Source organism: Aminobacter niigataensis (genome assembly GCF_946995915.1).
Classification (GTDB): Bacteria; Pseudomonadota; Alphaproteobacteria; order Rhizobiales; family Rhizobiaceae; genus Aminobacter; species Aminobacter niigataensis.
The window spans coordinates 1-24,942 of the sequence record NZ_OX341520.1 but is presented as its reverse complement, the minus strand read 5'-3'; the positions used below and the strand labels follow the sequence as shown (position 1 = coordinate 24,942).

25 protein-coding genes and 3 pseudogenes are annotated in these 24,942 nt (G+C 62.9%); 11 read left to right on the top strand and 17 right to left on the bottom strand.

Going from position 1 to position 24,942, the window contains the following annotated elements; all coding sequences use genetic code 11:
- Positions 1 to 52 precede the first annotated feature (52 nt).
- The 4 genes and pseudogenes from O1Y97_RS26245 to O1Y97_RS26230 form a co-directional block, all read right to left on the bottom strand.
- On the bottom strand, positions 53 to 274 hold the full coding sequence (locus O1Y97_RS26245) for a hypothetical protein (RefSeq protein WP_015961926.1): 222 nt from the start codon (positions 272 to 274) through the stop codon (positions 53 to 55).
- A 20-nt stretch (positions 275 to 294) separates the two neighbouring features.
- Positions 295 to 927, bottom strand: a complete 633-nt coding sequence (gene parA, locus O1Y97_RS26240) for a ParA family partition ATPase (RefSeq protein ID WP_015961925.1) — start codon at positions 925 to 927, stop codon at positions 295 to 297.
- Between the two features lie 350 nt (positions 928 to 1,277).
- Positions 1,278 to 1,859 (bottom strand): annotated as a pseudogene (locus tag O1Y97_RS26235) (recombinase family protein); the annotation flags it as partial.
- A 120-nt stretch (positions 1,860 to 1,979) separates the two neighbouring features.
- Positions 1,980 to 2,546 (bottom strand): recombinase family protein, encoded by a 567-nt coding sequence (locus tag O1Y97_RS26230; protein ID WP_003159185.1) that lies wholly within the window; start codon positions 2,544 to 2,546, stop codon positions 1,980 to 1,982.
- 181 nt (positions 2,547 to 2,727) lie between these two features.
- Between O1Y97_RS26230 and O1Y97_RS26225 the strand changes: the two genes are divergently transcribed.
- The 7 genes and pseudogenes from O1Y97_RS26225 to O1Y97_RS26195 form a co-directional block, all read left to right on the top strand.
- Positions 2,728 to 2,979: an AbrB/MazE/SpoVT family DNA-binding domain-containing protein gene (locus O1Y97_RS26225; RefSeq protein WP_003108276.1), complete on the top strand. Its 252-nt coding sequence runs from the start codon at positions 2,728 to 2,730 to the stop codon at positions 2,977 to 2,979.
- Positions 2,976 to 3,371 carry a type II toxin-antitoxin system VapC family toxin gene (locus O1Y97_RS26220; protein WP_003159186.1) on the top strand — a complete coding sequence of 132 codons (396 nt, stop codon included), beginning with the start codon at positions 2,976 to 2,978 and terminating at the stop codon, positions 3,369 to 3,371. The genes O1Y97_RS26225 and O1Y97_RS26220 overlap by 4 nt, the downstream gene beginning before the upstream one ends.
- An 11-nt stretch (positions 3,372 to 3,382) precedes the next feature.
- A complete protein-coding gene (locus O1Y97_RS26215; RefSeq protein ID WP_268737992.1) occupies positions 3,383 to 3,919 on the top strand; it encodes a transposase in 537 nt (178 codons plus the stop codon).
- Between the two features lie 477 nt (positions 3,920 to 4,396).
- Positions 4,397 to 5,353, top strand: coding sequence for a DNA cytosine methyltransferase (locus O1Y97_RS26210; RefSeq protein WP_102661116.1), 957 nt, complete (start codon positions 4,397 to 4,399; stop codon positions 5,351 to 5,353).
- Positions 5,353 to 6,216, top strand: a complete 864-nt coding sequence (locus tag O1Y97_RS26205) for an NgoMIV family type II restriction endonuclease (RefSeq protein WP_102661115.1) — start codon at positions 5,353 to 5,355, stop codon at positions 6,214 to 6,216. The genes O1Y97_RS26210 and O1Y97_RS26205 overlap by 1 nt, the downstream gene beginning before the upstream one ends.
- Entirely contained in the window at positions 6,213 to 6,386 is a 174-nt protein-coding gene (locus O1Y97_RS26200) for a hypothetical protein (protein ID WP_032490924.1), read from the top strand. The genes O1Y97_RS26205 and O1Y97_RS26200 overlap by 4 nt, the downstream gene beginning before the upstream one ends.
- Positions 6,380 to 6,493, top strand: a pseudogene (locus tag O1Y97_RS26195) (antitoxin); the annotation flags it as partial. The gene O1Y97_RS26200 and the pseudogene O1Y97_RS26195, both read left to right, overlap by 7 nt.
- Positions 6,494 to 6,651: 158 nt before the next feature.
- Here O1Y97_RS26195 and O1Y97_RS26190 read toward each other — a convergent pair.
- The 11 genes and pseudogenes from O1Y97_RS26190 to traA all read right to left on the bottom strand — a co-directional run bounded on the left by O1Y97_RS26190 (position 6,652) and on the right by traA (position 18,279).
- Entirely contained in the window at positions 6,652 to 6,990 is a 339-nt protein-coding gene (locus O1Y97_RS26190; RefSeq protein ID WP_032490913.1) for a hypothetical protein, read from the bottom strand.
- A 95-nt stretch (positions 6,991 to 7,085) separates the two neighbouring features.
- Positions 7,086 to 7,826: a S1C family serine protease gene (locus O1Y97_RS26185; RefSeq protein WP_268737990.1), complete on the bottom strand. Its 741-nt coding sequence runs from the start codon at positions 7,824 to 7,826 to the stop codon at positions 7,086 to 7,088.
- A 135-nt stretch (positions 7,827 to 7,961) separates the two neighbouring features.
- Positions 7,962 to 9,421: pseudogene (locus O1Y97_RS26180) on the bottom strand (IS3 family transposase); the annotation flags it as partial.
- A gap of 178 nt (positions 9,422 to 9,599) precedes the next feature.
- Entirely contained in the window at positions 9,600 to 10,040 is a 441-nt protein-coding gene (locus O1Y97_RS26170) for a PACE efflux transporter (protein ID WP_268737987.1), read from the bottom strand.
- Positions 10,041 to 10,211: 171 nt separating this feature from the next.
- The gene (locus tag O1Y97_RS26165; protein WP_455423981.1) at positions 10,212 to 11,255 is read right to left on the bottom strand and encodes an IS3 family transposase; all 1,044 of its coding nucleotides are present in this window, start codon (positions 11,253 to 11,255) and stop codon (positions 10,212 to 10,214) included.
- Positions 11,256 to 11,275: 20 nt separating this feature from the next.
- Positions 11,276 to 11,554, bottom strand: coding sequence for a transposase (locus O1Y97_RS26325; RefSeq protein WP_455423980.1), 279 nt, complete (start codon positions 11,552 to 11,554; stop codon positions 11,276 to 11,278).
- Positions 11,555 to 11,849: 295 nt separating this feature from the next.
- Positions 11,850 to 12,290 carry a PACE efflux transporter gene (locus O1Y97_RS26155; RefSeq protein WP_268737987.1) on the bottom strand — a complete coding sequence of 147 codons (441 nt, stop codon included), beginning with the start codon at positions 12,288 to 12,290 and terminating at the stop codon, positions 11,850 to 11,852.
- Between the two features lie 171 nt (positions 12,291 to 12,461).
- Positions 12,462 to 14,014, bottom strand: a protein-coding gene (locus O1Y97_RS26150) for an IS3 family transposase (protein WP_268737991.1) whose coding sequence is annotated in 2 segments (ribosomal slippage) — positions 12,462 to 13,561 and positions 13,561 to 14,014 — 1,554 coding nt in all. Because the reading frame shifts where the segments join, the coding sequence is not laid out codon by codon here.
- Positions 14,015 to 14,162: 148 nt separating this feature from the next.
- Entirely contained in the window at positions 14,163 to 14,381 is a 219-nt protein-coding gene (locus O1Y97_RS26145) for a hypothetical protein (RefSeq protein ID WP_032490922.1), read from the bottom strand.
- A 72-nt stretch (positions 14,382 to 14,453) separates the two neighbouring features.
- Positions 14,454 to 14,843, bottom strand: coding sequence for a hypothetical protein (locus tag O1Y97_RS26140; RefSeq protein ID WP_015670327.1), 390 nt, complete (start codon positions 14,841 to 14,843; stop codon positions 14,454 to 14,456).
- 85 nt (positions 14,844 to 14,928) lie between these two features.
- The gene (gene traA / locus O1Y97_RS26135; RefSeq protein WP_213976060.1) at positions 14,929 to 18,279 is read right to left on the bottom strand and encodes a Ti-type conjugative transfer relaxase TraA; all 3,351 of its coding nucleotides are present in this window, start codon (positions 18,277 to 18,279) and stop codon (positions 14,929 to 14,931) included.
- 193 nt (positions 18,280 to 18,472) lie between these two features.
- On the opposite strand from traA, the gene O1Y97_RS26130 reads away from it, so the two are divergent.
- Genes O1Y97_RS26130 through O1Y97_RS26115 form a run of 4 tightly spaced genes read left to right on the top strand, consistent with a single transcriptional unit; the run spans position 18,473 to position 21,928 of the window.
- On the top strand, positions 18,473 to 18,724 hold the full coding sequence (locus O1Y97_RS26130) for a TraC family protein (protein WP_088239386.1): 252 nt from the start codon (positions 18,473 to 18,475) through the stop codon (positions 18,722 to 18,724).
- 22 nt (positions 18,725 to 18,746) lie between these two features.
- Positions 18,747 to 18,968 carry a conjugal transfer protein TraD gene (locus O1Y97_RS26125; protein WP_032490918.1) on the top strand — a complete coding sequence of 74 codons (222 nt, stop codon included), beginning with the start codon at positions 18,747 to 18,749 and terminating at the stop codon, positions 18,966 to 18,968.
- Between the two features lie 31 nt (positions 18,969 to 18,999).
- Positions 19,000 to 21,525 (top strand): type IV secretory system conjugative DNA transfer family protein, encoded by a 2,526-nt coding sequence (locus O1Y97_RS26120; protein WP_088239385.1) that lies wholly within the window; start codon positions 19,000 to 19,002, stop codon positions 21,523 to 21,525.
- A gap of 10 nt (positions 21,526 to 21,535) precedes the next feature.
- Positions 21,536 to 21,928, top strand: a complete 393-nt coding sequence (locus tag O1Y97_RS26115; protein ID WP_032490916.1) for a hypothetical protein — start codon at positions 21,536 to 21,538, stop codon at positions 21,926 to 21,928.
- A 173-nt stretch (positions 21,929 to 22,101) separates the two neighbouring features.
- Here O1Y97_RS26115 and O1Y97_RS26110 read toward each other — a convergent pair whose 3' ends face one another.
- Entirely contained in the window at positions 22,102 to 22,992 is an 891-nt protein-coding gene (locus O1Y97_RS26110) for a DNA-binding protein (RefSeq protein ID WP_032490915.1), read from the bottom strand.
- 936 nt (positions 22,993 to 23,928) lie between these two features.
- Complete coding sequence (locus tag O1Y97_RS26105; protein ID WP_015670321.1) at positions 23,929 to 24,942, bottom strand: replication protein RepA; 1,014 nt, start codon at positions 24,940 to 24,942, stop codon at positions 23,929 to 23,931.

Here is a 24,942-nt window from a genome sequence, read left to right as displayed (position 1 = left end):
GGCTTCGCCCTTTAGCCGCTAAAATTCAAATGAGTAAATATGTGTTTGAGCGTCAATCCGGCAGGCTGGCGACATACTCGGTCAATAGTTCCTTGATGGTCTTGCCCTGCCGGGTTGCGTAGATTTTCAGCTTGGTGTGCTGGTCGGCCGACAGTTCAAAATTGACCCGCTTCATGCTGGCGTCGTCGGCCAGGCTGGCAAGCGTGGCGGCCTTGGATTTGTCCGTGCGTGCGCTCGGGCGGCCGGCGCTGAGTGTGGTTGCTGCTTTGCTCATTTCTTTATTTCCTTAAAGTATCAAATGAGTTTTTGCTTGATTTCGGCGGCCAGGGCGCGAACCTCGGCCGCTGCATCGCCGTCCGGCTCGGATTCAAGAACGGTCGTGCCGGCGGCGGCCGTGCCGGGATAGCTCACGCGCTGCGTGATGCGGGCATCCAGAATGGGCAGCTCGTAGCCGGCCAACGCCTCGGCAACTTCTCCGCCAATGCGGGTGCCCTTGATGGCACGCGATACAACAAAGGCGGCCTGTAGTTTTCCGTCCGTGACCTCGATGCGCTGCTTGACCAGCTCCACCAGGTCGGCCGTGGCCCAAATGTCGTAAGGCGATGGCTGCACCGGAATCAGCACGAAGTCGGCCGCCTTGATGGCCGACACGGCCAGGTCGGCCGCTTGGGGTGCGCCGTCGATCACGACAAAATCCACCTTGCGGGCTACGTTCTTCACGTCCCGGTCAATGGTCGGCCGGTCGATGCCGACAACGGTTAGCGGCTGATCTTCCCGCACGGCTGACCAATCGCGGGCGCTGCCCTGGGGGTCGGAATCGACTAGCAGCACGTCGGCGCCGTCCAGTTGCAAGGCGCGGGCAAGGTGGGTGGCGATGGTGGTTTTTCCACTCCCGCCCTTCTGGTTCAGCACGGCAATGACTTTCATGTGTTCTCCCGGTGTAGTGCGGATGATGGCTTACTCATTGCATCATAGCACAATGAGCGAATGAGTAAAAGCACTTATCATCATTTAGCCGCAATACGCCGTTCCCGCTCCTGGTCGGCCAGCTCACCGGGCCAGCTCGCCAGCTCGTCATCGGGGAGGGCCGCCAGGATTTGCGGCAGGCTCTGCGTTCGATACGGCGGCGGCGGCAGGTCGGCGGCCGGGCCGTCGCCATCGAGGAACGCGGGGCCTTCTTCCTGGCGTTCATCATCGACGGCCGCCAGGGCGTCGGCTTCGCTCAATGCGTCCTCGGCGAACGCACCACGTCGGCGGGCCTCGGTCTTTGTCACTTCCTCGCCACGCGCCAGCGCCCGGTAAAGGGTCGAACGATGCACGGCCAGCAGCTCGGCCGCTTCCTTCACCGTCCGGCCGTCACGGTCGATCAGCTCGCGGGCGTGCTCGATCTGCGCCGGGGTGAGGGTAGGGCGCGGGCCGAACTTCACGCCTCGGGCCTTGGCCGCTTCCCGGCCGTTCCTGGTGCGGTCGATGATTAGGGAACGCTCGAACTCGGCGATGCCGGCAAACACGGTCAGAACCATGCGGCCGGCCGGGGTGGTGGTGTCGGCCCACGGCTCGGCCAGGCTGCGCAAACCCGCGCCGACCGCCTGGATACGCTCGGCAATGTCCAGCAGGTCGCGGGTGCTGCGGGCCAGGCGGTCAAGCCTGGTCACAGTCACAACATCGCCAGGGCGCAAGTGATCGAGCACGCGGGCCAGCTCGGGCCTGTCGCGCCTGGTGCCGGTGATCTTCTCGGCAAAGATGCGCGTGCAGCCTGCGGCGTGCAGCTCGGCGCGTTGGTTGGTCAAGTCCTGGTCGTCGGTGCTGACGCGGGCATATCCCAGCAGCAGGCCAGCGGCGGCGCTCTTGTCTTTCATGGCGTAATGTCTCCGGTTCTAGTCGCAAGTATTCTATTTCATGCAACTAAAACACGCGACAAAAAACGCCAGGGAAAGGGCAGGGTGGCTGTCATTTTCAGAAGACGACTGCACGGAATATCAGGAGTCGGCTGCACTGGTGGATTGCAGCGCGGTGTACAGGGCCGTCTTGCTCACCTTGAGCCGTGTAGCGGCCTCTCGGACATTAAGCCCGTTGGCGATGTGCTCCCGCGCTCGCTGCAACTTGTCGGCGGTGACAACCGGCTTTCGCCCGCCCTTCCTCCCACGAGCGGCGGCGGCAGTCAACCCGGCCTTGGTGCGCTCGCGGATCAAGTCGCGCTCGAACTGGCCCAGCGCGCCGAACACGTGGAAGATGAGCCGCCCGCCTGGCGTGGTGGTGTCGATGGCTTCCGTCAGAGAACGGAAGCCGACGCCTCGCGCTTCCAGCGCGCCTATCGTTTCGATTAGGTGCGGCATAGAGCGCCCGAGCCGATCCAGCCGCCAGACGGCCAGCACGTCGCCGTCGCGCAGGTAGGCCAGCGCATCAGCCAAGCCGGGGCGGTCGGCCTTGGCCCCGGAAGCCGTGTCCTCGAAAACGCGCTCGCAGCCTGCCTTGCGTAGCGCATCCGTCTGCAAGGCGGTGTCCTGTTCCGCCGTCGATACCCGCGCATAGCCGATCAGTGCCATTTGCCGCCTCTCTTGTCCGTCATTCCGTCCGCCTATCTTAATGTCCGACAACCCGTTGTGCAATAACTTTGCTGGACAGTGTCCGGCATGGCCGACTAATGATCGTTTGACGGACATTGACGGTAAGGCATTTTTGCATTACTATGTGAAGCATCAACCTTGATTGCGAGGGCAAACCACCATGACCACATTGACCGTTACCGCACGGGGACAAGTGACGTTTCGGAAGGACGTACTGCAACACCTCGGCATCAGGCCAGGCGACAAGATCGAGCTGGACTTGTTGCCAGACGGTCGGGGCGTGCTCAAGGCGGCACGGCCCGCAGGGACGATAGCCAGCTTTGTCGGCCTGCTCGCGGGCAAGACGCAGAAGGTTGCCACCATCGAAGAAATCAACGAGGCGGCGGCGCAAGGCTGGGCAGGTAAGCAATGAAGGTCGCAGTCGATACCAACGTCCTTGTGCGTGCGGTTGTGCGTGACGATCCCGCACAAGCGGACGTTGCCGCCGCAGTCTTGACCGACGCCGAGTTGATCGCGGTCGCGCTGCCGTGCCTATGCGAATTTGTTTGGGTGCTGCTGCGTGTCTACGGCTTCCAGCAAGCCGACGCGGCCAGCGCGATCCGGGCACTACTGGCCGCCGCGAATGTGGAAGTGAACCGGCCTGCCGTGGAGGCTGGCTTGCTGGTGCTCGACGCGGGCGGAGACTTTGCCGATGGCGTCATTGCCTACGAAGGCAACTGGCTTGGCGGGGAAACCTTCGTTTCCTTCGATAAGAAGGCGGTGGCACTTCTCACGGCGCAAGGGCAATCAACGCGCCTTTTGTGACGGACATGAGCATGAACGAATTCCGCCGACTGGCCGCGAAGATCGACCAACACATGCAGCAGCTTGCCGCCCAGGGTGTCAGCGAGGCCCATGCCATCATCAATCGCATGATGGGGTACGGGCCTGACCTGCACAGGATTTGGGTCGGCACATCCGATCAGCAGCTCATGGCGCTGTCCCGCGAGTTCCCAGGGTTCTACCGCTACGCCCGCATCATGGAAGAGGCATCCGAAGCCGAGCGCCGCAAGGCTTCGCGGCCCTATGACGGCATGGCCGAGTTCTCCGAACAGCACAAGCAAATGGGCGCGCAACTGCTGACCATGGCGGCCACGCTTGAGCGTGGCTACCAGGCGTTTCGTGCGAGCGGCAGTCTCCAAGACTTCCGGCCTCAGCTCGACGAGCTGGGCCGCCTGCATCGGCAATGGCTGTCCGACCTGGAAGCCTTCAAAGACTCGCTGCGCACGCAGGGCGCAGAACCCAAGGTGCTGGAATACGTGAACGAGGCTTTCGGCCGCCTGGCCGAGCGCATCAAGCAGCTTGCCGGTTGATCGCCGGAATTTTCGGCGGTTCCGGCTTTGTCGCGCCGTGCACAAGAGTTCTGAGCAATTCCGATCTCTCGCGGCGCTTCGTGCATAGAACTTCTGACCGTTCCCGGTCAGAAGTTCTATGCACACACGGCGGCCAGCCCAGTGAACTGGTGCAGTCGCCTTCTGAAAACGACAGTGGCAAGCTGTCGCACAACTTAGGACTTATGCGACGGGTGCGATTTTTTGGATACACAATTGTGTATCCATGCGATACTGTCGCCTTATGTCGAGCAAAGACGTTGGCCTCCGTATCCGTGTTGAAAAGGAACTCCGCGAGGCGTTCCAAGGGGCTTGCTTGGCTGAAAACCGGAAGGCATCGGAAGTGCTGCGCGAGTTTATGCAGGCATTCGCCGACCGACACCAAGGCGGCTTGCAGCCGGATATGTTCACGACACCAGCAGCCAGGAAGCCACGTCAATCAACCAAGAGAAAAGCGATATGAGCCAATTCAATTCTTTGGAAATGTGCGCAGGGGCAGGGGGCCAGGCGCTCGGCCTAGAAATGGCTGGCTTCGATCATGCTGCCCTAGTCGAACTGGAACCGGCGGCGTGTGCAACGCTGCGCCTGAACCGTCCCGCCTGGAACGTCATTGAGGACGATTTGCGCCGCTTCGATGGCCGCCCCTATCAAGGCATCGACCTGCTAGCCGGTGGCGTGCCATGCCCGCCGTTCTCCAAGGCAGGAAAGCAGCTCGGCGCGAAGGATGAGCGCGACTTGTTCCCCGAAGCTATCCGCCTGGTCGATGAGTGCCGCCCGCAAGCTGTGATGCTGGAAAACGTGCGTGGCCTGCTCGATGCCGTCTTTGACGATTACCGGAACAAGGTTGAAAAGCAGCTCAAAAAGTTGGGCTATGTGCCTGGCTGGCGGCTGTTCAACGCCTCCGACTATGGCGTGTCGCAACTACGCCCGCGTGTGGTGTTCGTCGGTATCCGTAAAGACCTGGCCGGCGGCTTCTCCTGGCCGGAACCGCTGCAAAGCGAACCGCTGACAGTGGGCGAACTGCTGCACGATCTCATGGCCACGAACGGCTGGCGCGGTGCCAACCGTTGGCGCGAACAGGCGAACGTCATTGCTCCAACGCTGGTAGGCGGTTCCAAGAAACACGGCGGGCCTGACCTCGGCCCAACCCGTGCAAAACGCGCATGGGCCGCCCTGGGCGTCGATGGCATGGGCCTATGGGACGATGCCCCGCCGCGTGATTTCGTGGGTATGCCGCGCCTGACAACGCGCATGACGGCACGCATTCAAGGTTTCCCCGATGACTGGCAATTCTCCGGCCGCAAGACGGCCGCCTATCGCCAGATCGGCAACGCCTTTCCGCCGCCGGTGGCCGCTGCGGTGGCCCGGCAAATCTTCGCGGCGCTGTCCGTCAAACGTATCTACAAGGTGGCGTGATGAGTGTTCCCGCCGAGTTCTCGGAAGCCCGCAAAGCGTTCCATGCAAAGCTGTTGGAAGCAACGCTGACCACCAATGCTGCGGGCGTGGTGAGCAACGCCGATAGCAGCAACACCACAAGCAAGGCGATTGCCAAGGGCATTGCCGATCTGCTCAAAGCTGAAACCATCGGCGAACGCATCGCGGGCCAGACTTCGGGCAACCAGTTTGAAGGCATCTGCGCAGGCTTCGTGCGGGAAACCTTCCTCAAGCTCGGCCACCTCCGGCCCGGCATTTGGGACGTGCATCAAGTCTCCGGCCGTAACCGCCTGGAAATTGCCCGTTATGAGCAATACGCGCACCTGGTCGCGCTCGACCGGGCCGCCAAGGCCGATGCCGAACTGGCGGCCGCCCTGGGCAGCGACTACACCATCACGCCGGATATTGTGGTGGTGCGCGACACCGAGGACGACAGCGCCATCAACGCCCCGGCGCTCCTGGTCGATGACAGTGTGACCACGCTTGCCAGCCTGCGGAAGAAAAACGGCGGCCTGCCGCTGCTGCACGCCAGCATTTCATGCAAATGGACAATTCGCAGCGACCGGGCGCAGAACGCCCGTTCCGAAGCGTTGAACCTGGTGCGCAACCGCAAGGGCCGTCTGCCTCATGTGGTGGTCGTCACGGCCGAACCGACACCAAGCCGCCTTGCCTCTATCGCCCTGGGAACCGGGGACATTGATTGCGTGTATCACTTCGCCCTGTATGAGCTGCAAGCCACGGTAGAAGCCTTGGGCATGACCGACGCGGCCGACATGCTGGCCGTGATGGTCGATGGCAAGCGCCTGAAAGACATTTCCGATTTGCCGCTGGATTTGGCCGTATGAACCAGGCTGCCACCATCAGCGCCGCCGTTCCTGCGGACGTGAAAGCCGAAGCTGCCGCCGTCGCGGCAGCGCACGGCATGAGCCTGGCCGGCCTGGTGCGCGAGCTGGTGGCCCGCGTGGCCGCCCGCGAAGCTGAAACGCTGGCCTGGCTCGATGAGGCCCGCCGATGAGCCGCCCGCGCTACACGCTCGATGAGCTGCTGGCCGAATCCGACTATTCGCAGCCGCTACCGCCCGAAGAACGGGAATGGGTCGATGCGCCCGCCGTTGGCCGCGAGTGGCCGGCCTGCGAAACCTTGGAAGGCGAGGGGCTGGCCAACATCGCCAGTTCCGACGATGACGGCCGCGACGGTGGATCTCATCGCCAGGAATGACGATGCAAGATCCAGACGTGAAAAGGGCGGCCAGTGGCCGCCCTTCTTGTTCCTGGTCGCCGTTACCGGCTCGCGTTCCAGTCTGCCATCTTCAACTGTGCCAAGGCTGATTCAGCGTGCAGCCTCTCCAATGCGGCCGCCTCGCGGGCGCGAAGGGTGGCAAGCGACACCGCCAGCAGCTCGCGCCGCTCGGCCGACAAGCCGGGTTCGCGTAGCTCGGCCTCGATGCTGTCCATTGTGTTCTGCGCCCGGCTCGCCGTGACCTGGTAGGCGTCATAAGCCGCCTGGACAGGGGCCATGATCGAAAAGCGGGCCGCGTCGGCATCCTGGCCGGCGTGCGCGGTCGAAGCGATCAGAAGGGCGGCCACGGCCGCCAGCGGGAAGGAATTGCGAAGTTTCATAGCTGTTGCTCCAAAGGTTGAGGATTCATCGAGACGCCGGCGGCGTCCGGTATCGACCTGGGCGCAGCGCCCGGCCTTCGGGTTCTGTGCAGGGCTTACCGCACGACGCGGCGCTCGATCTCGGCCGCAACTGCCTGGGCGCGGTCTATCGGCACGGTCTGCGTGTAGATGCCATAGCCATAGCTCACCAGTGAAACGGCTTCGCCCCTGGTGTTCACGACAACGCCGCCCGAGTTGCCGCCGATGATTGAAGCCGTCACCAGCATGAAATCATCGGGGGAAAGCATCGCGGCATCGCGGCCATACCACGCCACGATGCCCACGCCCACGGCGAAGCCGTAGCCGCCTGGCGAACCGATCGCCATCACGTCCTGCCCCTGGCGGGGCATGACGCCAGCAACCGGAATCGGGGGCAGGGGGTCGCCCTCGATCTCGATCAGCGCCACGTCGCGGGAAATGTCCGCGCCGATCACGCGGGCCTCGCGCCACTCGCCGGCAGCGGTGCGCACGCGCAATGCTTCCTGGCCTTCGACACAATGGGCCACGGTCAGCACCTTGTTTCCTTCGACGGCCACGCCGCCGCAGATGATGCGCTGCCGCCGCTTGGCATCCTCTTTCGGCCAATCCCGATGCCAAGCGCGAATGCGGGTGAGGGCGGCCGTAGCCGCGTTCTGTTGAACGCCAGGAATACGCCAGGCGTGATTGTTCTGGCCGGTGCCATAGGGCTTGTCGATGCCCGCCAGGGCCACCACGGATGGCATGGCGCGCTCGGCCAGGGCGGGCCAGTCCGGCGCGACAGGCGGCCGGGTGTCGGGGGGCAGGGTGCCGCGCCGCACACTGGCCGCGCTTATCGAGTTCTCGGCAATGGCGGTTTGCTCGCGCTGGAAGTCCTCGATGCGCTCCCGCGTGTCGCGCAGGGTGTTGGCGTTCGCGGCTGTGGTCGGTAGATGTCAACAATGATGTCCGGTTTTTCATGCAACGAGCTTTACTTTTTCCGGTAGCACCTCGGGCATCTTTTCCGGGTTAAGCCAGACTGTATCGATGTGCTCCCAATTCCTCACCGTCCGGCCACGCCACCTCTCAGGATTGGCCTGTTTGGCCGCCTCATATACGGCAGTGCGGCCAGCCAGAATCTGGCAATCAGCGCCAGCATGACGCTGCGCAGGCGTGACGAACTGGATGCCACTGTGGCGATGCTCGGTGTTGTACCAGGCGACGAAGCCCTGCACCCAGGCACGGGCTTGGTCGATGTCTGCGAAGCGTTCGCGCGGATAGGCAGGCGTGTATTTCAGGGTCCGGAACAGGGCCTCCGAGTACGGGTTATCGTCACTCACCGAGGGGCGGCTAAACGACGGCACGATGCCCAACTTCTGCAGCGTCGCCAGCATGGTCGCCCCTTTCATCGGGCTGCCATTGTCGGAGTGCAGCACCAGTTGATCCCGGCGAACGCGATGGCGCAAACAGGCTTTACTGATCAGCATCGCCGCATGGGCCGAGGACTCACTGTGATGAATCTCCCAGCCAACGATCATGCGGCTAAAGACATCCATCACCAGGTACAGGCGATAGAACTCTCCGCGCACTGCAGCGGGCAGGAATGTGATGTCCCACGACCAGACCTGGCCCGGTGCGGTGGCGGCCCAGGCCCGAGGCCTTTCGGGCACATGGGGCGCAGCAGCGCGGCCCCGACGATTCACCTGTGCATGCTCACGCAAGACCCGGTAAAAGCTCGACTCGCTGGCAATGTAGATCCCCTGATCGGCCAGCCTGGGCACGATCTGGGTCGGCGCCAGGCTCTGGTGCTGCGCACTATTGCATACCGCCAGGATCTGTTCGCGTTCCTGCTCGGTGAGCGCCTGGGCGCTGGGTTTGCGTCTCGCACCCTTGCGCTTGTCAGTGAGGCTTTCAGCCCCGCGCCAGCGACGCAGGGTCCGGTCCGTAATCCCCAGCACACCACAAGCTTTGTACGTGCGTGCGCCGGCTGCCACAGCTTCGTCAATCAAGGTGATGGCCATCTGTTTCATCGGCTCGAGGATCAGTCGTCCTCGCCGTCGCCCCAGATGGCCTGGGCTTTTTTTGACAGCGTCAGCAACGCCGCTGCCTCAGCCAGTGCCCGTTCCTTGCGCAGCAGTTCCTTCTCCAGCTTGCGGCTCCTTTTACGCTCTGCCGTGAGCTGCGCCTTGTCAGCTGGGGCGCTACCCGCATCCATGGCCTCGAACGCTTGCTTCCAGGCATCGAGCTGCTCGGGATACAGGCCGTGTTCCCGGCAGTATGCCGAGCGTTCAGCCTCATTCATCGGCGCCGTCTGGATCACCGCAGCCAACTTGGCACGGGCATCCCAACGGTCGGGACTGGAAGGTTTGGCAGGCACAACAAATCCTCGCGATTGGAACTGCTTTTTCCAAGCATACAGCGTCGGGCCGGAAGCACCGGGCCAGAGCTGAAAGAGTCGTCGGGCAGTTCCTCGCCATAAGAGACAGCTTGAAAAAAGCCGAGGCCGACGCGGGCGAGATCGACGATCTCGATGAGATTGCGGCTCAGCTGACCGTGGCCGCATTCAAACCAGCGAAGTGATCGCAGACTAGATAACGGGCCCCCAGGGGGGGGTCTCATGCGCCTTGAGGTTCTCGCCGATTCGGAAGCTCAAAGACGGTGTCAAAAAGCAGGGTAAAGATAAACGTGTAAATGAGGAAAAACACGATCAGTGCGGCCACCATCGTGAAGGCCTTGTACACGCCGATGTTGTACCAAAGCATGTATAGCGGCAAGGTGGCCGCCAGCAGCCCGGCCTCAAACCCCGCAGCATGTATGCATCGGACTTTAACGGTGCGCGCGAAGACCCCGCTCCGCCTCTCCCATGATTCGAAGAGCGTGTTGTAGATATAGTTCCAAGCAACTGCCAGCGCGGAGACGGCGATCGCAATAGGCAGTGATCCTTGAGCATTTCCGCCGCTCAGGATCATCAATATGATGGTTGAGAACAGGACAGCAAAAATCTCGAAAAGAACGACGTAGGTAATACGCCGTTTGATCGGGGATAGATAAAACAAAAGTAACTCCAGTAAAAGAGCCTTCTGACTCCTGTGAAGAGCCGGCCCGTTTATCTATTAAGTCGGTTGGGTGGCATCCGGCATTTGATACCGGCTATTTCCCACAGCCCGCGTAACCTGCCACCATTGAAACGCGTCCTCCGGTAGATGTCAACAATGATGTCCGGTTTTTCATGCAACGAGCTTTACTTTTTCCGGTAGCACCTCGGGCATCTTTTCCGGGTTAAGCCAGACTGTATCGATGTGCTCCCAATTCCTCACCGTCCGGCCACGCCACCTCTCAGGATTGGCCTGTTTGGCCGCCTCATATACGGCAGTGCGGCCAGCCAGAATCTGGCAATCAGCGCCAGCATGACGCTGCGCAGGCGTGACGAACTGGATGCCACTGTGGCGATGCTCGGTGTTGTACCAGGCGACGAAGCCCTGCACCCAGGCACGGGCTTGGTCGATGTCTGCGAAGCGTTCGCGCGGATAGGCAGGCGTGTATTTCAGGGTCCGGAACAGGGCCTCCGAGTACGGGTTATCGTCACTCACCGAGGGGCGGCTAAACGACGGCACGATGCCCAACTTCTGCAGCGTCGCCAGCATGGTCGCCCCTTTCATCGGGCTGCCATTGTCGGAGTGCAGCACCAGTTGATCCCGGCGAACGCGATGGCGCAAACAGGCTTTACTGATCAGCATCGCCGCATGGGCCGAGGACTCACTGTGATGAATCTCCCAGCCAACGATCATGCGGCTAAAGACATCCATCACCAGGTACAGGCGATAGAACTCTCCGCGCACTGCAGCGGGCAGGAATGTGATGTCCCACGACCAGACCTGGCCCGGTGCGGTGGCGGCCCAGGCCCGAGGCCTTTCGGGCACATGGGGCGCAGCAGCGCGGCCCCGACGATTCACCTGTGCATGCTCACGCAAGACCCGGTAAAAGCTCGACTCGCTGGCAATGTAGATCCCCTGATCGGCCAGCCTGGGCACGATCTGGGTCGGCGCCAGGCTCTGGTGCTGCGCACTATTGCATACCGCCAGGATCTGTTCGCGTTCCTGCTCGGTGAGCGCCTGGGCGCTGGGTTTGCGTCTCGCACCCTTGCGCTTGTCAGTGAGGCTTTCAGCCCCGCGCCAGCGACGCAGGGTCCGGTCCGTAATCCCCAGCACACCACAAGCTTTGTACGTGCGTGCGCCGGCTGCCACAGCTTCGTCAATCAAGGTGATGGCCATCTGTTTCATCGGCTCGAGGATCAGTCGTCCTCGCCGTCGCCCCAGATGGCCTGGGCTTTTTTTGACAGCGTCAGCAACGCCGCTGCCTCAGCCAGTGCCCGTTCCTTGCGCAGCAGTTCCTTCTCCAGCTTGCGGCTCCTTTTACGCTCTGCCGTGAGCTGCGCCTTGTCAGCTGGGGCGCTACCCGCATCCATGGCCTCGAACGCTTGCTTCCAGGCATCGAGCTGCTCGGGATACAGGCCGTGTTCCCGGCAGTATGCCGAGCGTTCAGCCTCATTCATCGGCGCCGTCTGGATCACCGCAGCCAACTTGGCACGGGCATCCCAACGGTCGGGACTGGAAGGTTTGGCAGGCACAACAAATCCTCGCGATTGGAACTGCTTTTTCCAAGCATACAGCGTCGGGCCGGAAGCACCGGGCCAGAGCTGAAAGAGTCGTCGGGCAGTTCCTCGCCATAAGAGACAGCTTGAAAAAAGCCGAGGCCGACGCGGGCGAGATCGACGATCTCGATGAGATTGCGGCTCAGCTGACCGTGGCCGCATTCAAACCAGCGAAGTGATCGCAGACTAGATAACGGGCCCCCAGGGGGGGGTCTCATGCGCCTTGAGGTTCTCGCCGATTCGGAAGCTCAAAGACGGTGTCAAAAAGCAGGGTAAAGATAAACGTGTAAATGAGGAAAAACACGATCAGTGCGGCCACCATCGTGAAGGCCTTGTACACGCCGATGTTGTACCAAAGCATGTATAGCGGCAAGGTGGCCGCCAGCAGCCCGGCCTCAAACCCCGCAGCATGTATGCATCGGACTTTAACGGTGCGCGCGAAGACCCCGCTCCGCCTCTCCCATGATTCGAAGAGCGTGTTGTAGATATAGTTCCAAGCAACTGCCAGCGCGGAGACGGCGATCGCAATAGGCAGTGATCCTTGAGCATTTCCGCCGCTCAGGATCATCAATATGATGGTTGAGAACAGGACAGCAAAAATCTCGAAAAGAACGACGTAGGTAATACGCCGTTTGATCGGGGATAGATAAAACAAAAGTAACTCCAGTAAAAGAGCCTTCTGACTCCTGTGAAGAGCCGGCCCGTTTATCTATTAAGTCGGTTGGGTGGCATCCGGCATTTGATACCGGCTATTTCCCACAGCCCGCGTAACCTGCCACCATTGAAACGCGTCCTCCGGTAGATGTCAACAATGATGTCCGGTTTTTCATGCAACGAGCTTTACTTTTTCCGGTAGCACCTCGGGCATCTTTTCCGGGTTAAGCCAGACTGTATCGATGTGCTCCCAATTCCTCACCGTCCGGCCACGCCACCTCTCAGGATTGGCCTGTTTGGCCGCCTCATATACGGCAGTGCGGCCAGCCAGAATCTGGCAATCAGCGCCAGCATGACGCTGCGCAGGCGTGACGAACTGGATGCCACTGTGGCGATGCTCGGTATTGTACCAGGCGACGAAGCCCTGCACCCAGGCACGGGCTTGGTCGATGTCTGCGAAGCGTTCGCGCGGATAGGCAGGCGTGTATTTCAGGGTCCGGAACAGGGCCTCCGAGTACGGGTTATCGTCACTCACCGAGGGGCGGCTAAACGACGGCACGATGCCCAACTTCTGCAGCGTCGCCAGCATGGTCGCCCCTTTCATCGGGCTGCCATTGTCGGAGTGCAGCACCAGTTGATCCCGGCGAACGCGATGGCGCAAACAGGCTTTACTGATCAGCATCGCCGCATGGGCCGAGGACTCACTGTGATGAATCTCCCAGCCAACGATCATGCGGCTAAAGACATCCATCACCAGGTACAGGCGATAGAACTCTCCGCGCACTGCAGCGGGCAGGAATGTGATGTCCCACGACCAGACCTGGCCCGGTGCGGTGGCGGCCCAGGCCCGAGGCCTTTCGGGCACATGGGGCGCAGCAGCGCGGCCCCGACGATTCACCTGTGCATGCTCACGCAAGACCCGGTAAAAGCTCGACTCGCTGGCAATGTAGATCCCCTGATCGGCCAGCCTGGGCACGATCTGGGTCGGCGCCAGGCTCTGGTGCTGCGCACTATTGCATACCGCCAGGATCTGTTCGCGTTCCTGCTCGGTGAGCGCCTGGGCGCTGGGTTTGCGTCTCGCACCCTTGCGCTTGTCAGTGAGGCTTTCAGCCCCGCGCCAGCGACGCAGGGTCCGGTCCGTAATCCCCAGCACACCACAAGCTTTGTACGTGCGTGCGCCGGCTGCCACAGCTTCGTCAATCAAGGTGATGGCCATCTGTTTCATCGGCTCGAGGATCAGTCGTCCTCGCCGTCGCCCCAGATGGCCTGGGCTTTTTTTGACAGCGTCAGCAACGCCGCTGCCTCAGCCAGTGCCCGTTCCTTGCGCAGCAGTTCCTTCTCCAGCTTGCGGCTCCTTTTACGCTCTGCCGTGAGCTGCGCCTTGTCAGCTGGGGCGCTACCCGCATCCATGGCCTCGAACGCTTGCTTCCAGGCATCGAGCTGCTCGGGATACAGGCCGTGTTCCCGGCAGTATGCCGAGCGTTCAGCCTCATTCATCGGCGCCGTCTGGATCACCGCAGCCAACTTGGCACGGGCATCCCAACGGTCGGGACTGGAAGGTTTGGCAGGCACAACAAATCCTCGCGATTGGAACTGCTTTTTCCAAGCATACAGCGTCGGCCTGGAGATGCCCGTCTCGCGACTGAGGTGGGCGACGCTCTGGTTGTTCGGTGGCATCATTTTTCTAACGACCTGCTCTTTGATCTCTTGGTTATAGGTGGACATAAAAGCACTCCGATCACCCCCTCAATCTACGGTTTCAGGTGACCGGACATCTATTGTGACAGAGGGGGTGGTCGCCACGGTGTAGCCCGCCAGGGTCAATGCAGCGCCGGCGGCGATGTAGGTTGCAAGGGCGGCACGCCGCCAGGCTTTAGCGCGGCTCATGCTGTGCGCCCTCCCGGTCGATCAGGCCCAAGCGTTCCAGGCGCGTGCCTACGCGGTCGCCCTCATGCAGCAGCTCGACGTGCTGCCAGTAGGAAAAGACCAGCACGCCGCCGGCCAGGATGAGCGCGGCCAGCGATACGCCGAAGGTGATGCAATATTTCGATATACCGGGTTCTGCCCGGCCGGTAACATTGGAAGTAGCCATGATTTCACCTCTATGTCAGGTGGGTTGTGGTCAGGTGTCCAGGTGGGTTGCCGCCTTCCTGGGCACCGCTTTTTAGCGGCTGAAACTGCGGGACTGCTCCCGGTCGCGTGCCGCCTTCTCCTTGAACCGCTCGGCGATTTCCCGCGCCCTGGCTTGCTTCACCTGGTCGCCGCTCTCGTTGTCGCGGTTCAATTCCTTTGCCAGCGTCTTTGCCTGCTGGCCGTTGATCTCGTTGCGGTCGATGCGCTGCTCTGCGCTGTCTTGGTTCTGCGCGTCCAGCTCGAAGCCCTGGGCCTGCTTGGCCTGCGGTTGCTCGGCCTCGATGTTCTGCGATGCCAGCGCGGCCGCCTGGCCGTGCCGCTCTAGCCGCTCCTGGTCTTTCGCCTCGCGGCGCTCCTGGGCCTGCTCGATCTTCGTTGCATAGCTCTTGGCAAGTTCTTCGTTCGTCGGTTCGGTGCTCATCGTCTTTCCTCCTGGCGTAAACCTCAAATTCTCATTTACTCATTGCATCATAACACTAAACGCAAATGAGTAAAAGCGTTTTAACTCAATACCCGCGCCCGCCATCGCGGCCGCGCTCCTGTTCACGCTGCTGCTGTCGGCTGCGCGTGATTTCCTGCGGATTGCGTGCATACCTGTCGGCAAGCTCGCGCTGCATCTTGTCCAGCTCGACGGCCTGACGCTCTTTCGGCATGGCATTGAACCGCTCGATGCGCTCGCGCAGCTCGCCCGGCAATGCCTGCCACTTCGACGGGCTGCGGTCGGTGTAACCGGCAATGCCGTTGCGGCGGCCTGCTGCCAGCGTCTTGAACCGGCTGACTTCTTGGCGTGCATTCATCTCTGCCCGCTTGCGGTCTTGTTCGCTGACCTGGACGGCCGCCAGGCGCTCCGGCTCGGCCTTGGCCTGGGACGGCTGCGCCAGGCCCGCAAAGGCCCGCTGCTGGCCTTCCTGCATGATGGCCGCCGAATGGTGCCGGGGGTCTTTCCCGGCCGCGTGGAACTCCTGGGCGACGGCAAGCTGTGCCTTCGCCACGTCCAGGGCCAGGCCGCCGCCTGCCGCCTCGGCACGCTCGACACCGGCGCGGAATCCGGCCAGCGGGTCGGGTGCCGGGCGCTCGGCCTGGGGCCGCTGCTGCGGCGCTGCCTGCTCGCCGCGTTCCTCGCTGACCTGCTGCCGGAACTTCGCCGCGATCTCGGCCGCCCGGCGCTTCTTCTCGTCCTCTGGCGTGCGCTCGTTCTGCTGCGGCCGCTGCACGGTTGGCGTGCCAGCAATGTCGGTCGCGGGCATGAGGTCGGGGCGGCCGTGGCGTTCCAGGTTGCGGCGCAGGCCGTCGCGCATCTTCCCGGCCAGCTCGGCCACCTTCGCCCGCCCACGTTCCAGCCAGCGGCGCACCACGCTTTCACCGTCAAAGCCGCGCCGGTCGGCAAAGTCCAAAGTGCTTTCCTTCGGACGCTCGCGGCCTAGCACCTGGGCCAGCTTGCCGGCGGCCAGCTCGGCCGCGCCGCGAACGTGCCAGGTGTTGCGCTCGGCCGTGGTGCCGTCTGGCAGGCGCACGGTTTCAGAGCCGCCATGTTCCAGGCCGATACGGTCGCCTCGCTTCGCGCCGCTGGCCGCAATGGCGCGTTCAAGATCGACGCCCCAAATGGTGTGCCGTTCGCCGTTGTCGTTTTCCAGAGTGGCAAAGTAGCTGGCCCGGTTCTCCGGCTTGTTCTCGTAGGGCGCTGCGCCATGATCGACCAGGCGGCCGGCGCGGCGGTCTGTGAAGTCGTCGGCTCCTGCAAACAGGGTCGCCGCCTCGCGGTGCCGGGTCATGCCGACATAGGCAAGGCTCCTATCCATGCCAGGGGTCGCCAGCAGGTAAGCCCTATCGACGGTAACGCCCTGGGCTTTGTGAATCGTGACGGCATAACCATGATCGACGGCGGCATATTGCGCGGCCTGGAACCGGCGGGCTTCGCCGCTGTCCAGGCGCACGGCCAGGCTTCCATCTTCGGCACGCTCGACGGTGCCAAGAGTGCCGTTCTTAACGCCAAGGTCGCGGTCGTTTTTCAGGAACACGATGCGGTCGCCTGGGGCAAATTCCCGGCCGCCACGCTCGGTCATAAAGCGGGCCGTGCCGCGCAGCTCTCCGCGTTCCTTGCGGGCCTCGCGCACGGCTTCATTGAGCGCCTGCACGTCCTTATTGCTGTGCGCAAGGATGATCTGGCTACCCTTGCCCTGGTCGCCGACATAAGCGGCCGCCAGGCTGTCGCGGGCGGCGTCCCGGCTGTCGTGGATTTTGACGTGGCCGCGCTCGGCATAGGCCGCCAAGCCATCGGCAACGGAACCGCGCGCAAGCTCCTGGCCGGCGGCACGCGCCCATGCCTCTTTCTGGCGTCGAACCTCGGTGATTTCTGCCGCGCCGACATGCTGCACCACGCCCCGGAAAGCCGCGCCCGCCTCTATGGCGGCAAGCTGCTTGTCGTCGCCCAGCAGGACGACTTTTGCCCCGGCCTGCTCGGCGGCTTTCAGCACGCGGCCAAGCTGGCGGCTGCCGATCATGCCCGCTTCGTCGATCACCAGAACATCGCGGGAAGTGAGTTTGTCTTTTCCGTTCTTCCAGGCAAATTCAAGGGATGCCAGCGTGCGGCTGTCGATGCCGCTACCCGCCTGCAATTCGTCGGCCGCCTTGCCCGCCAGGGCCGCGCCGCGCACGTTGAAGCCCTGCGCTTGCCATGCCTCGCGTGCAACCTTCATCGAGAACGATTTGCCTGTGCCGGCGTCGCCGATGACCACGGCCAGGCTGCCCGGCTTGAGAACGTGCCGGACGGCGTTTTGCTGCTCTGCCGATAGGGTGCCTGCGCCGTCAATCGCCGCGTTCGTGATGGGGCCGGAAACGCCATGCCTGCCGGTTCTCGCCAGGCGCTCGGCACTGTCCACCATGCCGCGCTCGGTGTCGATCATTTCGCGGGTAGAGAACTTCGCCGGGTCGCGCCCGTTGGCCGGTTCCATCTCGACCAGAAGCGGCGATTTTTCCAGCCTGGCAAGCAAGCCCTGGAACTGGTCGGCATCGTCAATGTAGCGGTTCAGCTCTGCGGCAATATCGCGGCGCGTGAATACCGCTTGCGTGGCCGTGAGCTTGTCTAGGATGATCTCCGGCCGCTCGACAATCTGCCGCGCCTGCTCCTGCCGGTCGGCGTTGTGAATGTCGATGCGGTCGGCCTCCAGGCCGCGCCTGTCCATCGCCACGGCATCGCTGCCGATGTGCTTGGTTGGTGTGAGTTCTACGCCCTGATCTGCATAGCTGCGATGATCTACGCGGGCGCTGATTCCGGCCCGCTCTAGCGCCTCGTTTGTTAGCTCGGCCCACTGCTGGCGAATCTCGATGATGTCGCCCTGGCTTGTGCCAGGAATGCCCGCTTTCTGCCTGTCTTTGTTCGCCAGCTCAATGACGGCCTTCGCGCCTAGCGTTCCATCGGCCTGAATGGTGCGCGTGGTCGCCAGCATATGAACGTGAAAATTCCGGTCGTCGCCCTCCTTGTCTGGTGCGTGAATGCACACATCCACGGCCACGCCGTAGCGGTCTGCGATAGCCTGCCCCATGCGCGTTGCCAGCTCTTTACGGTCGGCTTCGTTCAGCTCATGCGGCAGGGCCGCCCGCCACTCTCGGGCCACTCGCGCATCTTTTCGCTTCTCGGCGGTCTCGGCGGCATTCCACAAGGCGGCACGCTCGGGAACCGGCACGCCTGCGGGCGTGACTATCTCGGACGACAACACGCCGCCTTTGCGGGTGAAATCGAACACTTCTCCGGTGCGCTCATCTACCAGCGACGACGCGGAACGATAGGCGGCAGCGGCCACGGCGCTATGCCCGGCCGCCCGTCCTATCGTGTGCGTGTTCAAGTGGTAGATCGCCATTTTTTCCCTTGGCGTTTTAGCCGCTAAAAAGGGGTGCCGGGGTATCCCCGGCCGCATGAGGGTTGCGCAGCAACCCGTAAGTGCGCATTTCGCTTTCGCTCCATGACTATACCAGCGCCGCGCCTTCCCCGCCAGCGTCGCCGGTGGTAAGATCGTGTGCGCATAACCCACAATCTCGAAAGGAGCTATGACGATGGCACGAAAGACGTTATCCGAACGCAAGGCCGACAAGCTGGCCGAACTGAACCGCATCAAGGCAGAACTGGCCGAATTGGAAAGCAAGGCCGCTGAACGCATTGGTAAGATTGCCCTTGCCGCTGGCCTCGGCGATCTCGACATAGACGACGCTTCATTGCGGAAGGAGTTTGAGGCTGTCGCCTCGAAATTTCGCAAAAGCGAAGGCAAGCAAGCTGCCCCGATGGCGGCAACGAATAGCGCAGATTGAGCGCGATTTGGGACGCCTTCGGATGAACGCCAGGAGAGAAGATACCCGCCGGAAAATCCAGCTCGGCGGCTTGGTCATAAAGTCCGGCATGGCGGGCTATCCGGCGTCTGTGATTTTGGGCGCTTTGACCCTCGCGGCCGGTGCGCTAAATGGGCCAAACGCTGACGCTACAAAAGCACGCTTTGAGGCGGCAGGCGATGAGGCTTTTTCCGATGATGGAGAGGACGGCGGCAACCGTTCCTAGCCGTCAATTCAACCTGACATAGAGGTGAAGCATGATGGACGTTAGAGATTTTTTGGCGAGATTGTGGGCCGCTGTCGTAGCGGTATTTTTTGGGGCGTTCGTGCTGTCGTTGGCGAACACGGCGCACGCCCGCGTTTTCCCTGAATGCAACCCGGCGGCAGAGGCCGCGAAGTTCTACGGCGCGGAAGATTCGGATGCCTGGGTGAAGCGCGTTTGTGATGCGCAAGAGGCGGCATTCCAGAAGTGGGAAAACAGCCTGCAAGCCCTGGACGTTGGGCAGCAGGATTTGGCGATGGCGACGAACGCCGGGAATTGGCAAGCCTACCGGGACAAGTGGGCCGAATTGCTGCCGGTGTTGAAGGAACTGGAAGCCGCTGCGGTGGCGAACCGGAACGCGCCAGGCGCGGCAAACATCCTTAGTCTGTATCGCAACGATTTGGGCCTGTTCTTGCAGAATGCGGGCCTTGCCTCGGCGGGCAGCCTGGACGATTTCAGCGCCCGGATTCTGGCGGGCCTGGACGGCGAACGGCCAGCGGCGGCGGCAACGGCTGGCGTCAATGTCGTGCAGCAATCCGTGACGCGAGGCGTTGAGTTCGGCAAGGGCATCGGGACGGCACAAGCGGAAACGATTCTTGCGGAGTATCGCGCCCAAGTTCAGCAGCGCGGCGCGGAACGCATGGAACAGCTCGGCGGCTCGACCGTGAGCGGCTATTTCGGCGGTTTCGGCGAGCGCATCAAGGCGGCTTTCGGTGGCTGGTTGTTCTACCTGGTCACGGTCTGCTTTGTCGGCGCGTGGCTGGCGCACAAGCGACGGCAGAACCCTGTGACGGTCGGCACGGCCGTTGGTCTGGCCTTCCTCGTTCCATCGGTCGGCATGTTGCTTCTGTTCGTGTTCGCGCCATTCATTCCGGGCTGGTTCATCCTCGCCGCGACGGTCGCCGGAACAGTGGCAACGTATCTGAACGCGGGCCGGGTGTTCGGCTGGCTCGCGGGCCTGGTCGGCGCGGAGTCTCCGACAGGAAAGCGGCTGCGCATCCTCGGCGCAACGATTGAAAACCTGCGCGGCCAGGTGCAACCGTCCGGGCCAGTTGCGGCCGCCGGTGCGGCGGTCGCGGCGGTCGATAACAGCAGCACGCATCCGCTGGGTTCGCACGGCTCGGCCCGTTGGGGAACGGTCGATGAAATCCGCCAGGGCGGCCACCTGGTCGCGCCTGGTAAGCCGGGCGGCTTCGCCCTTGGCCGGGTGTCGGATGCGCCCGCCGGCCTCGATCAGCGTTTCCGCTTTACCGGCCATGTCGTGACCGTGGCCCCGACCGGCTCCGGCAAGGGCATTGGCGCGGTGATTCCGAACCTCCTGGACTATCCCGGATCGGCCCTGGTTCTCGACGTGAAGGGCGAAAACGCGGCCGTGACGGCTCGCGCCCGCCGGGCGCTCGGCCAGGCCGTGCATGTGGTCGATCCGTTCGCGGTCAATGGCGACGGCGCGGCCGCTTTCAACGTCCTGGATCGCCTGGACGTGTGGAACCCGGATTGTGTGAGCGAATCCGCCACGCTGGCCGATTGCCTAGTGATCGGCAGCGAGAAAGCCGAATCCAAGTTCTTCGATGAGTCGGCTAAAAACCTACTTCAAGGACTGATGCTTCACGTTGTTAGCCTGGATGAGCCGGAACGGCGGAACCTGGGCGAGCTGCGCCGCTTGCTGACCACGGGTGAAGGCGAGTTTTTCGACCTCCTGGGCATGATGGCCGCCGACGAAACGGCCGCCTTCGGCATCCCGGCCAGGGCCGCGAATACCATCATGGGCATGGCCGACAAGGCGCGGGGAGACGTGATTTCAACGGCCCGCACGCATACCGCCTTCTTGGACGATCCGCGCATTGCAGCGGCGCTATCGCGCTCCGACTTCGACCTGTCCGCGATCAAGTCCGAATTGATGACGGTGTTCCTGGTCATGCCCGCCAACCGCATCGGCCCAAATGCGCGTTTCCTGCGCTTGTTTGTCGGGTCGATCATTGCCGCGATCACGTCCAGTAACGTGCAGCCGGCGCACCGGGTCGCGTTCCTGCTCGATGAGTTCGGCCAGCTCGGCTACATGAAGCAGATCGAGGACGCCGTTTCACTGCTGCGCGGCTACGGCCTGGCCTTCTGGGTGTTCATTCAAGACCTGTCGCAGCTCAAAGGCACCTATCCCAAGTGGCAGACCTTCCTGGCGAACAGCGCCAAAAGCTTCTTTGGCACTGACGATTACGACACGGCCAAATACATCAGCGACAGCCTGGGCAAAGCCACGATTGAGTTTGAGACGGAAAACACCGGCAAGAACAGCGGCAGCGGCCTATCAGGCGGCGGCGGCTCGATGAACCGGGGCAAGAGCACCGGCACAAGCCAGCAATTCACCGGGCGCGAACTGCTGACGCCGGATGAAGTCATGCGCCTGGGGCCGGAGCATCCGATTGTCCTGGTGCGCGGGGAACGCCCCTACCTGCTCGACCGGCTGAACTACCTGGCCGATGCCGAATATGCCGGGCTGTTCGACGCGAATCCCTACCATAGTTGAGGGATGACGTATGGCGTTCATCATCGCGGCGGTTCTCGGTGTCATCGCCCTGGCGTGGTTCCTGCGGCGGCTGTTCCCTGCCCTGTTTGCGGCGGTGTTCGTCCTGTTCGCGCCGGTATGGCTGGTCGGCGGTGCGCTGCTCGATCTGCTGCGCCGGCCGCTGGCCTTCCTGCGGCCGGTCGGCCTCGCCCTGGCCCGCCTGGTCGGCTTCGTCCTGGTGCTGCCGCTGCTGCCCTTCATCTTCGCCTGGTCGTTCTTCGCGGAACTGTGGCGACAGTTCCGGCCAAAGGCCAGCCCGGCCCCGGCCGGGGTCAAGCCGCCCACGCCGATGCAGGCCGCCACAAGGCGCACGGCGGACGTGATCGACCTGGCGGCATTCCGCCAGCGGCAGGAAAAAGAATAAAAGAGTTTTTGAGTTTTACCTTTTATGAGTAAATGATTTTAGCGGCTAAAATGGGCCGCCCCTCAAGTGTCAATATCAGGCCGGAAAGCGCCCCATGCTTCCGGCCTTTTCTTTGTCTGCGCTTGTGCAAACCGGCCAGCGAGGCGGGTTATTGACACTTGAGGGGCAGGCATTCACTCGCCGCCGGGCTTCTTCCTGGTCGGCTTGGCTTCGGCTGGCGTGATACGGGCCAGCAGCGCGGCGGATTGCTCTTTGAGCGTGTCGATTTGCCCTGCCATGCGTGCGGCTTCCTCGCGGGCCTGGCCGGCGGCTTTCGTGGCCTGATCGCGTTCGGCCTGGGCAGCGGTGAGGCGTTCGGCCATGCGGTGCGCTTCGGTTGCTGCGGCCTTGCGTTGTTCCTGGTGCGCTTCCTGTTCGGCTTCGGCCTTGGCCTGCACCTTCGCCAGTTCGCCGCGCACCTGGTCGAGCTGGGCGGCGGCGGCCTGGCTGGTCTGGTGCGCCCTGTCCAGCTCCGTGCGTAGCTCACCGGCGCGGCGCTCGATCTCCTGGGCGCGGGCCTCGGCCGTGTGCGCCTGCTCCTGGGCGGCGGCCAACTGGCCGCGCAGCTCGGTAGCTTCGCCGCGTGCGGTCGCTTCGGCGGCCTCGATGGACGCCAGGCGGGATTGCAAGGCTTCCAGCTCGCCGGCCTGACGCTCGAAAGCCTCGGCCAGCTCTTGCCGCATGGCGTCTTGCTCTGCCCGCTCGGTTTCCCATGCGGCCTGTGCGCTGCGCAGGGATTCGTTCGCCAGCTCCTGGGCCTGCTGCCAGATCGTCGCCACGGCGGCGCTGCTGGCCTGCTGCACGGATTCCGGCACGGCTACGGCCACCGGCGCGGCCTGGGCCGTCTGCGCCCTGCGCCATTCCTTCATCACGGCACTGGCGGCGTTCATGTCCACGCGGGCGGCACGGCGCACGGCATCGACCGTGGGCATCGTCTCGCGGCCCGACTGCTCGAAAAGATCGGCGGCGGCGGCAATGATGCGTTCGCGCACGTCGGCGGGAATTTGGGGGGCTTGCTGCGTCATGGCCTTGGCTCCGGCGGATAAGATAAGAATAATAATATTATTCTTATTATTCTTATGCAAGCGTTATTTGCGCCCGGTTCTCGGGTCGGCCCGGCCGGGAGCGCGTGGCGGCCGAAATTCGGCCCTGTGGGGCCCGTGGCGGCGTTTTTGGGGTCGGCGGCACCTATCCCCTACCCTCGGCCCTCTTTCGCGCCTCCTGCGCGTCCCTGTGCGGCTTGGGTGCATTGCTTGGCGGTTGTCATCGTCGGATATGGCGATGCTGGCCAGTTCGATAGCCTGGCGGCCCTTCTTTCTTGGCGTTCAACCTTGCGGCCTTCCAGCTCGCGCAGGTGTTCGAGTTGAGCGCAGACGGTCGGCCTGCCTGCTTTTCCCTGCTAAACCGCTTTTGACGACCTTTCAGCGGCCGCGGTGCTGGATGTGGGCGCAGGCGGTGGAGTTGGCACCGGCGCGGCGTGCCGCGCCTGGTAGATGCCTGGCCGCAGGCCAGCCATTTTTGAGCGGCCATCGGCCGCGATAGGCCGACGCGAAGCGGCGGGGCGAAGGGAGCGAAGCGACCGGAGGGCAGGCGCGCCCGTAGGGCGTTGCGGTGGTTCGGTTTGCGCTGCCGGTCGAGTTTTCCACCGATTTTGCCTGCCAATTACAGGCAAGTATTTATAGGAAAAAATCTTAAAGGATTACCTTACAGGTTTAGGGGGGGGCGATTTCACGTGGAAAGGGGGGGCGATTTCACGTGGATAAGCCGCGAAGGGGGGGGCGATTTCACGAACCTGGGGGGGGCGATTTCACGTGGATAAGTGCAGCTATCCACAGGGTTTATCCCCAGTTCGACCGCTCGGGGGTAGGTGCTGGTCAGGTCACGCCAGAAACGACGCGGCCGCCTCGATCTGGGGCGGCCGGTGCGGTGCTGCAAGGGGGGGGCGATTTCACGAAGTTTAGCTAAACCGTGGGGCCGCCCTTGTAGGGAATGGGCGGTGGCGAGCCGATCAGCAGCACGCCGCCGGTGACAGGCTTCACCTTGGCCTGCGGATAGACGGCCAGCACCTTGCGCAGCACCGGCAAAAACTCCTTCTTGAAATCCTTGTCCGGGTCTTTGCCCTTGTATTCCTGGGCGAACTGCTCGCGCAGCGACTTCCAGTGCAGCGTTACCCCTCTGCCCTCGATGCGGTGCAGCCGATGGGCCAGCCAGGCGTACACGTCCAACGCCAGTGCGGAACCTTTCAGGGCGTGCAAAGCGCGGTTGTCCAGCGGCACGGCGCTTTCGATCAGGGAGCCGTAATAGTCCTCTGACAGCAGCATGACGCCAGGCCATAGGGCGCGCTGCTGCGTGTCCTTGTTCGCCACCCAAGCATCGAACTGCTGCACTGGCTGGCCGTTGTAGGTACGCCCTTTGAATCCGAGTTGCAGGCGAGCGGCGGCCAAGGCGTGCATCTGCTTCCGCAAGGTCGTATAGCGGCGGCCGTCGCTCTCCATCCCCATGAGCCGCAGGAACTCGGCGGCGCTGTCACCGATGGGGATTTCGCGCTCTTTGTTGCGCACGGCGAAGGTGGAAACCCACGCCAGGCCAAGCCGGGGCATGACGCCATAGGGGATAGGTTGCAGAACCGGGCCATGCCCTTCGTCCAGGTAGCCGGCCTGGACATTGACCCAAGCCGCGCCGGACTGCCGCATGAACTCGCGGCCTTCCACCTTGGCGCGGGGCAAACCAACCTGGCACAGCACGGCATGAGTGAAAGCCATGTCCTCGCCACTCGGGGGGGTAGTGGCAATCTCCGCGCTGGCCTCGATCAGCTTTTGATCGCGCTCGGTCAAGATGAGGCCGGCCGGCGTGATCTTCTTGGTTTGGCGCTTTGGGGGCGGCAACGCCGCTTTGATCTGCGCCTGGGCCAGTAGGTCGCCCATGATCTCGCCGATCTGCTGCGCGCCCTGCCCTTCTCGCTGCTTCTTTGTCAT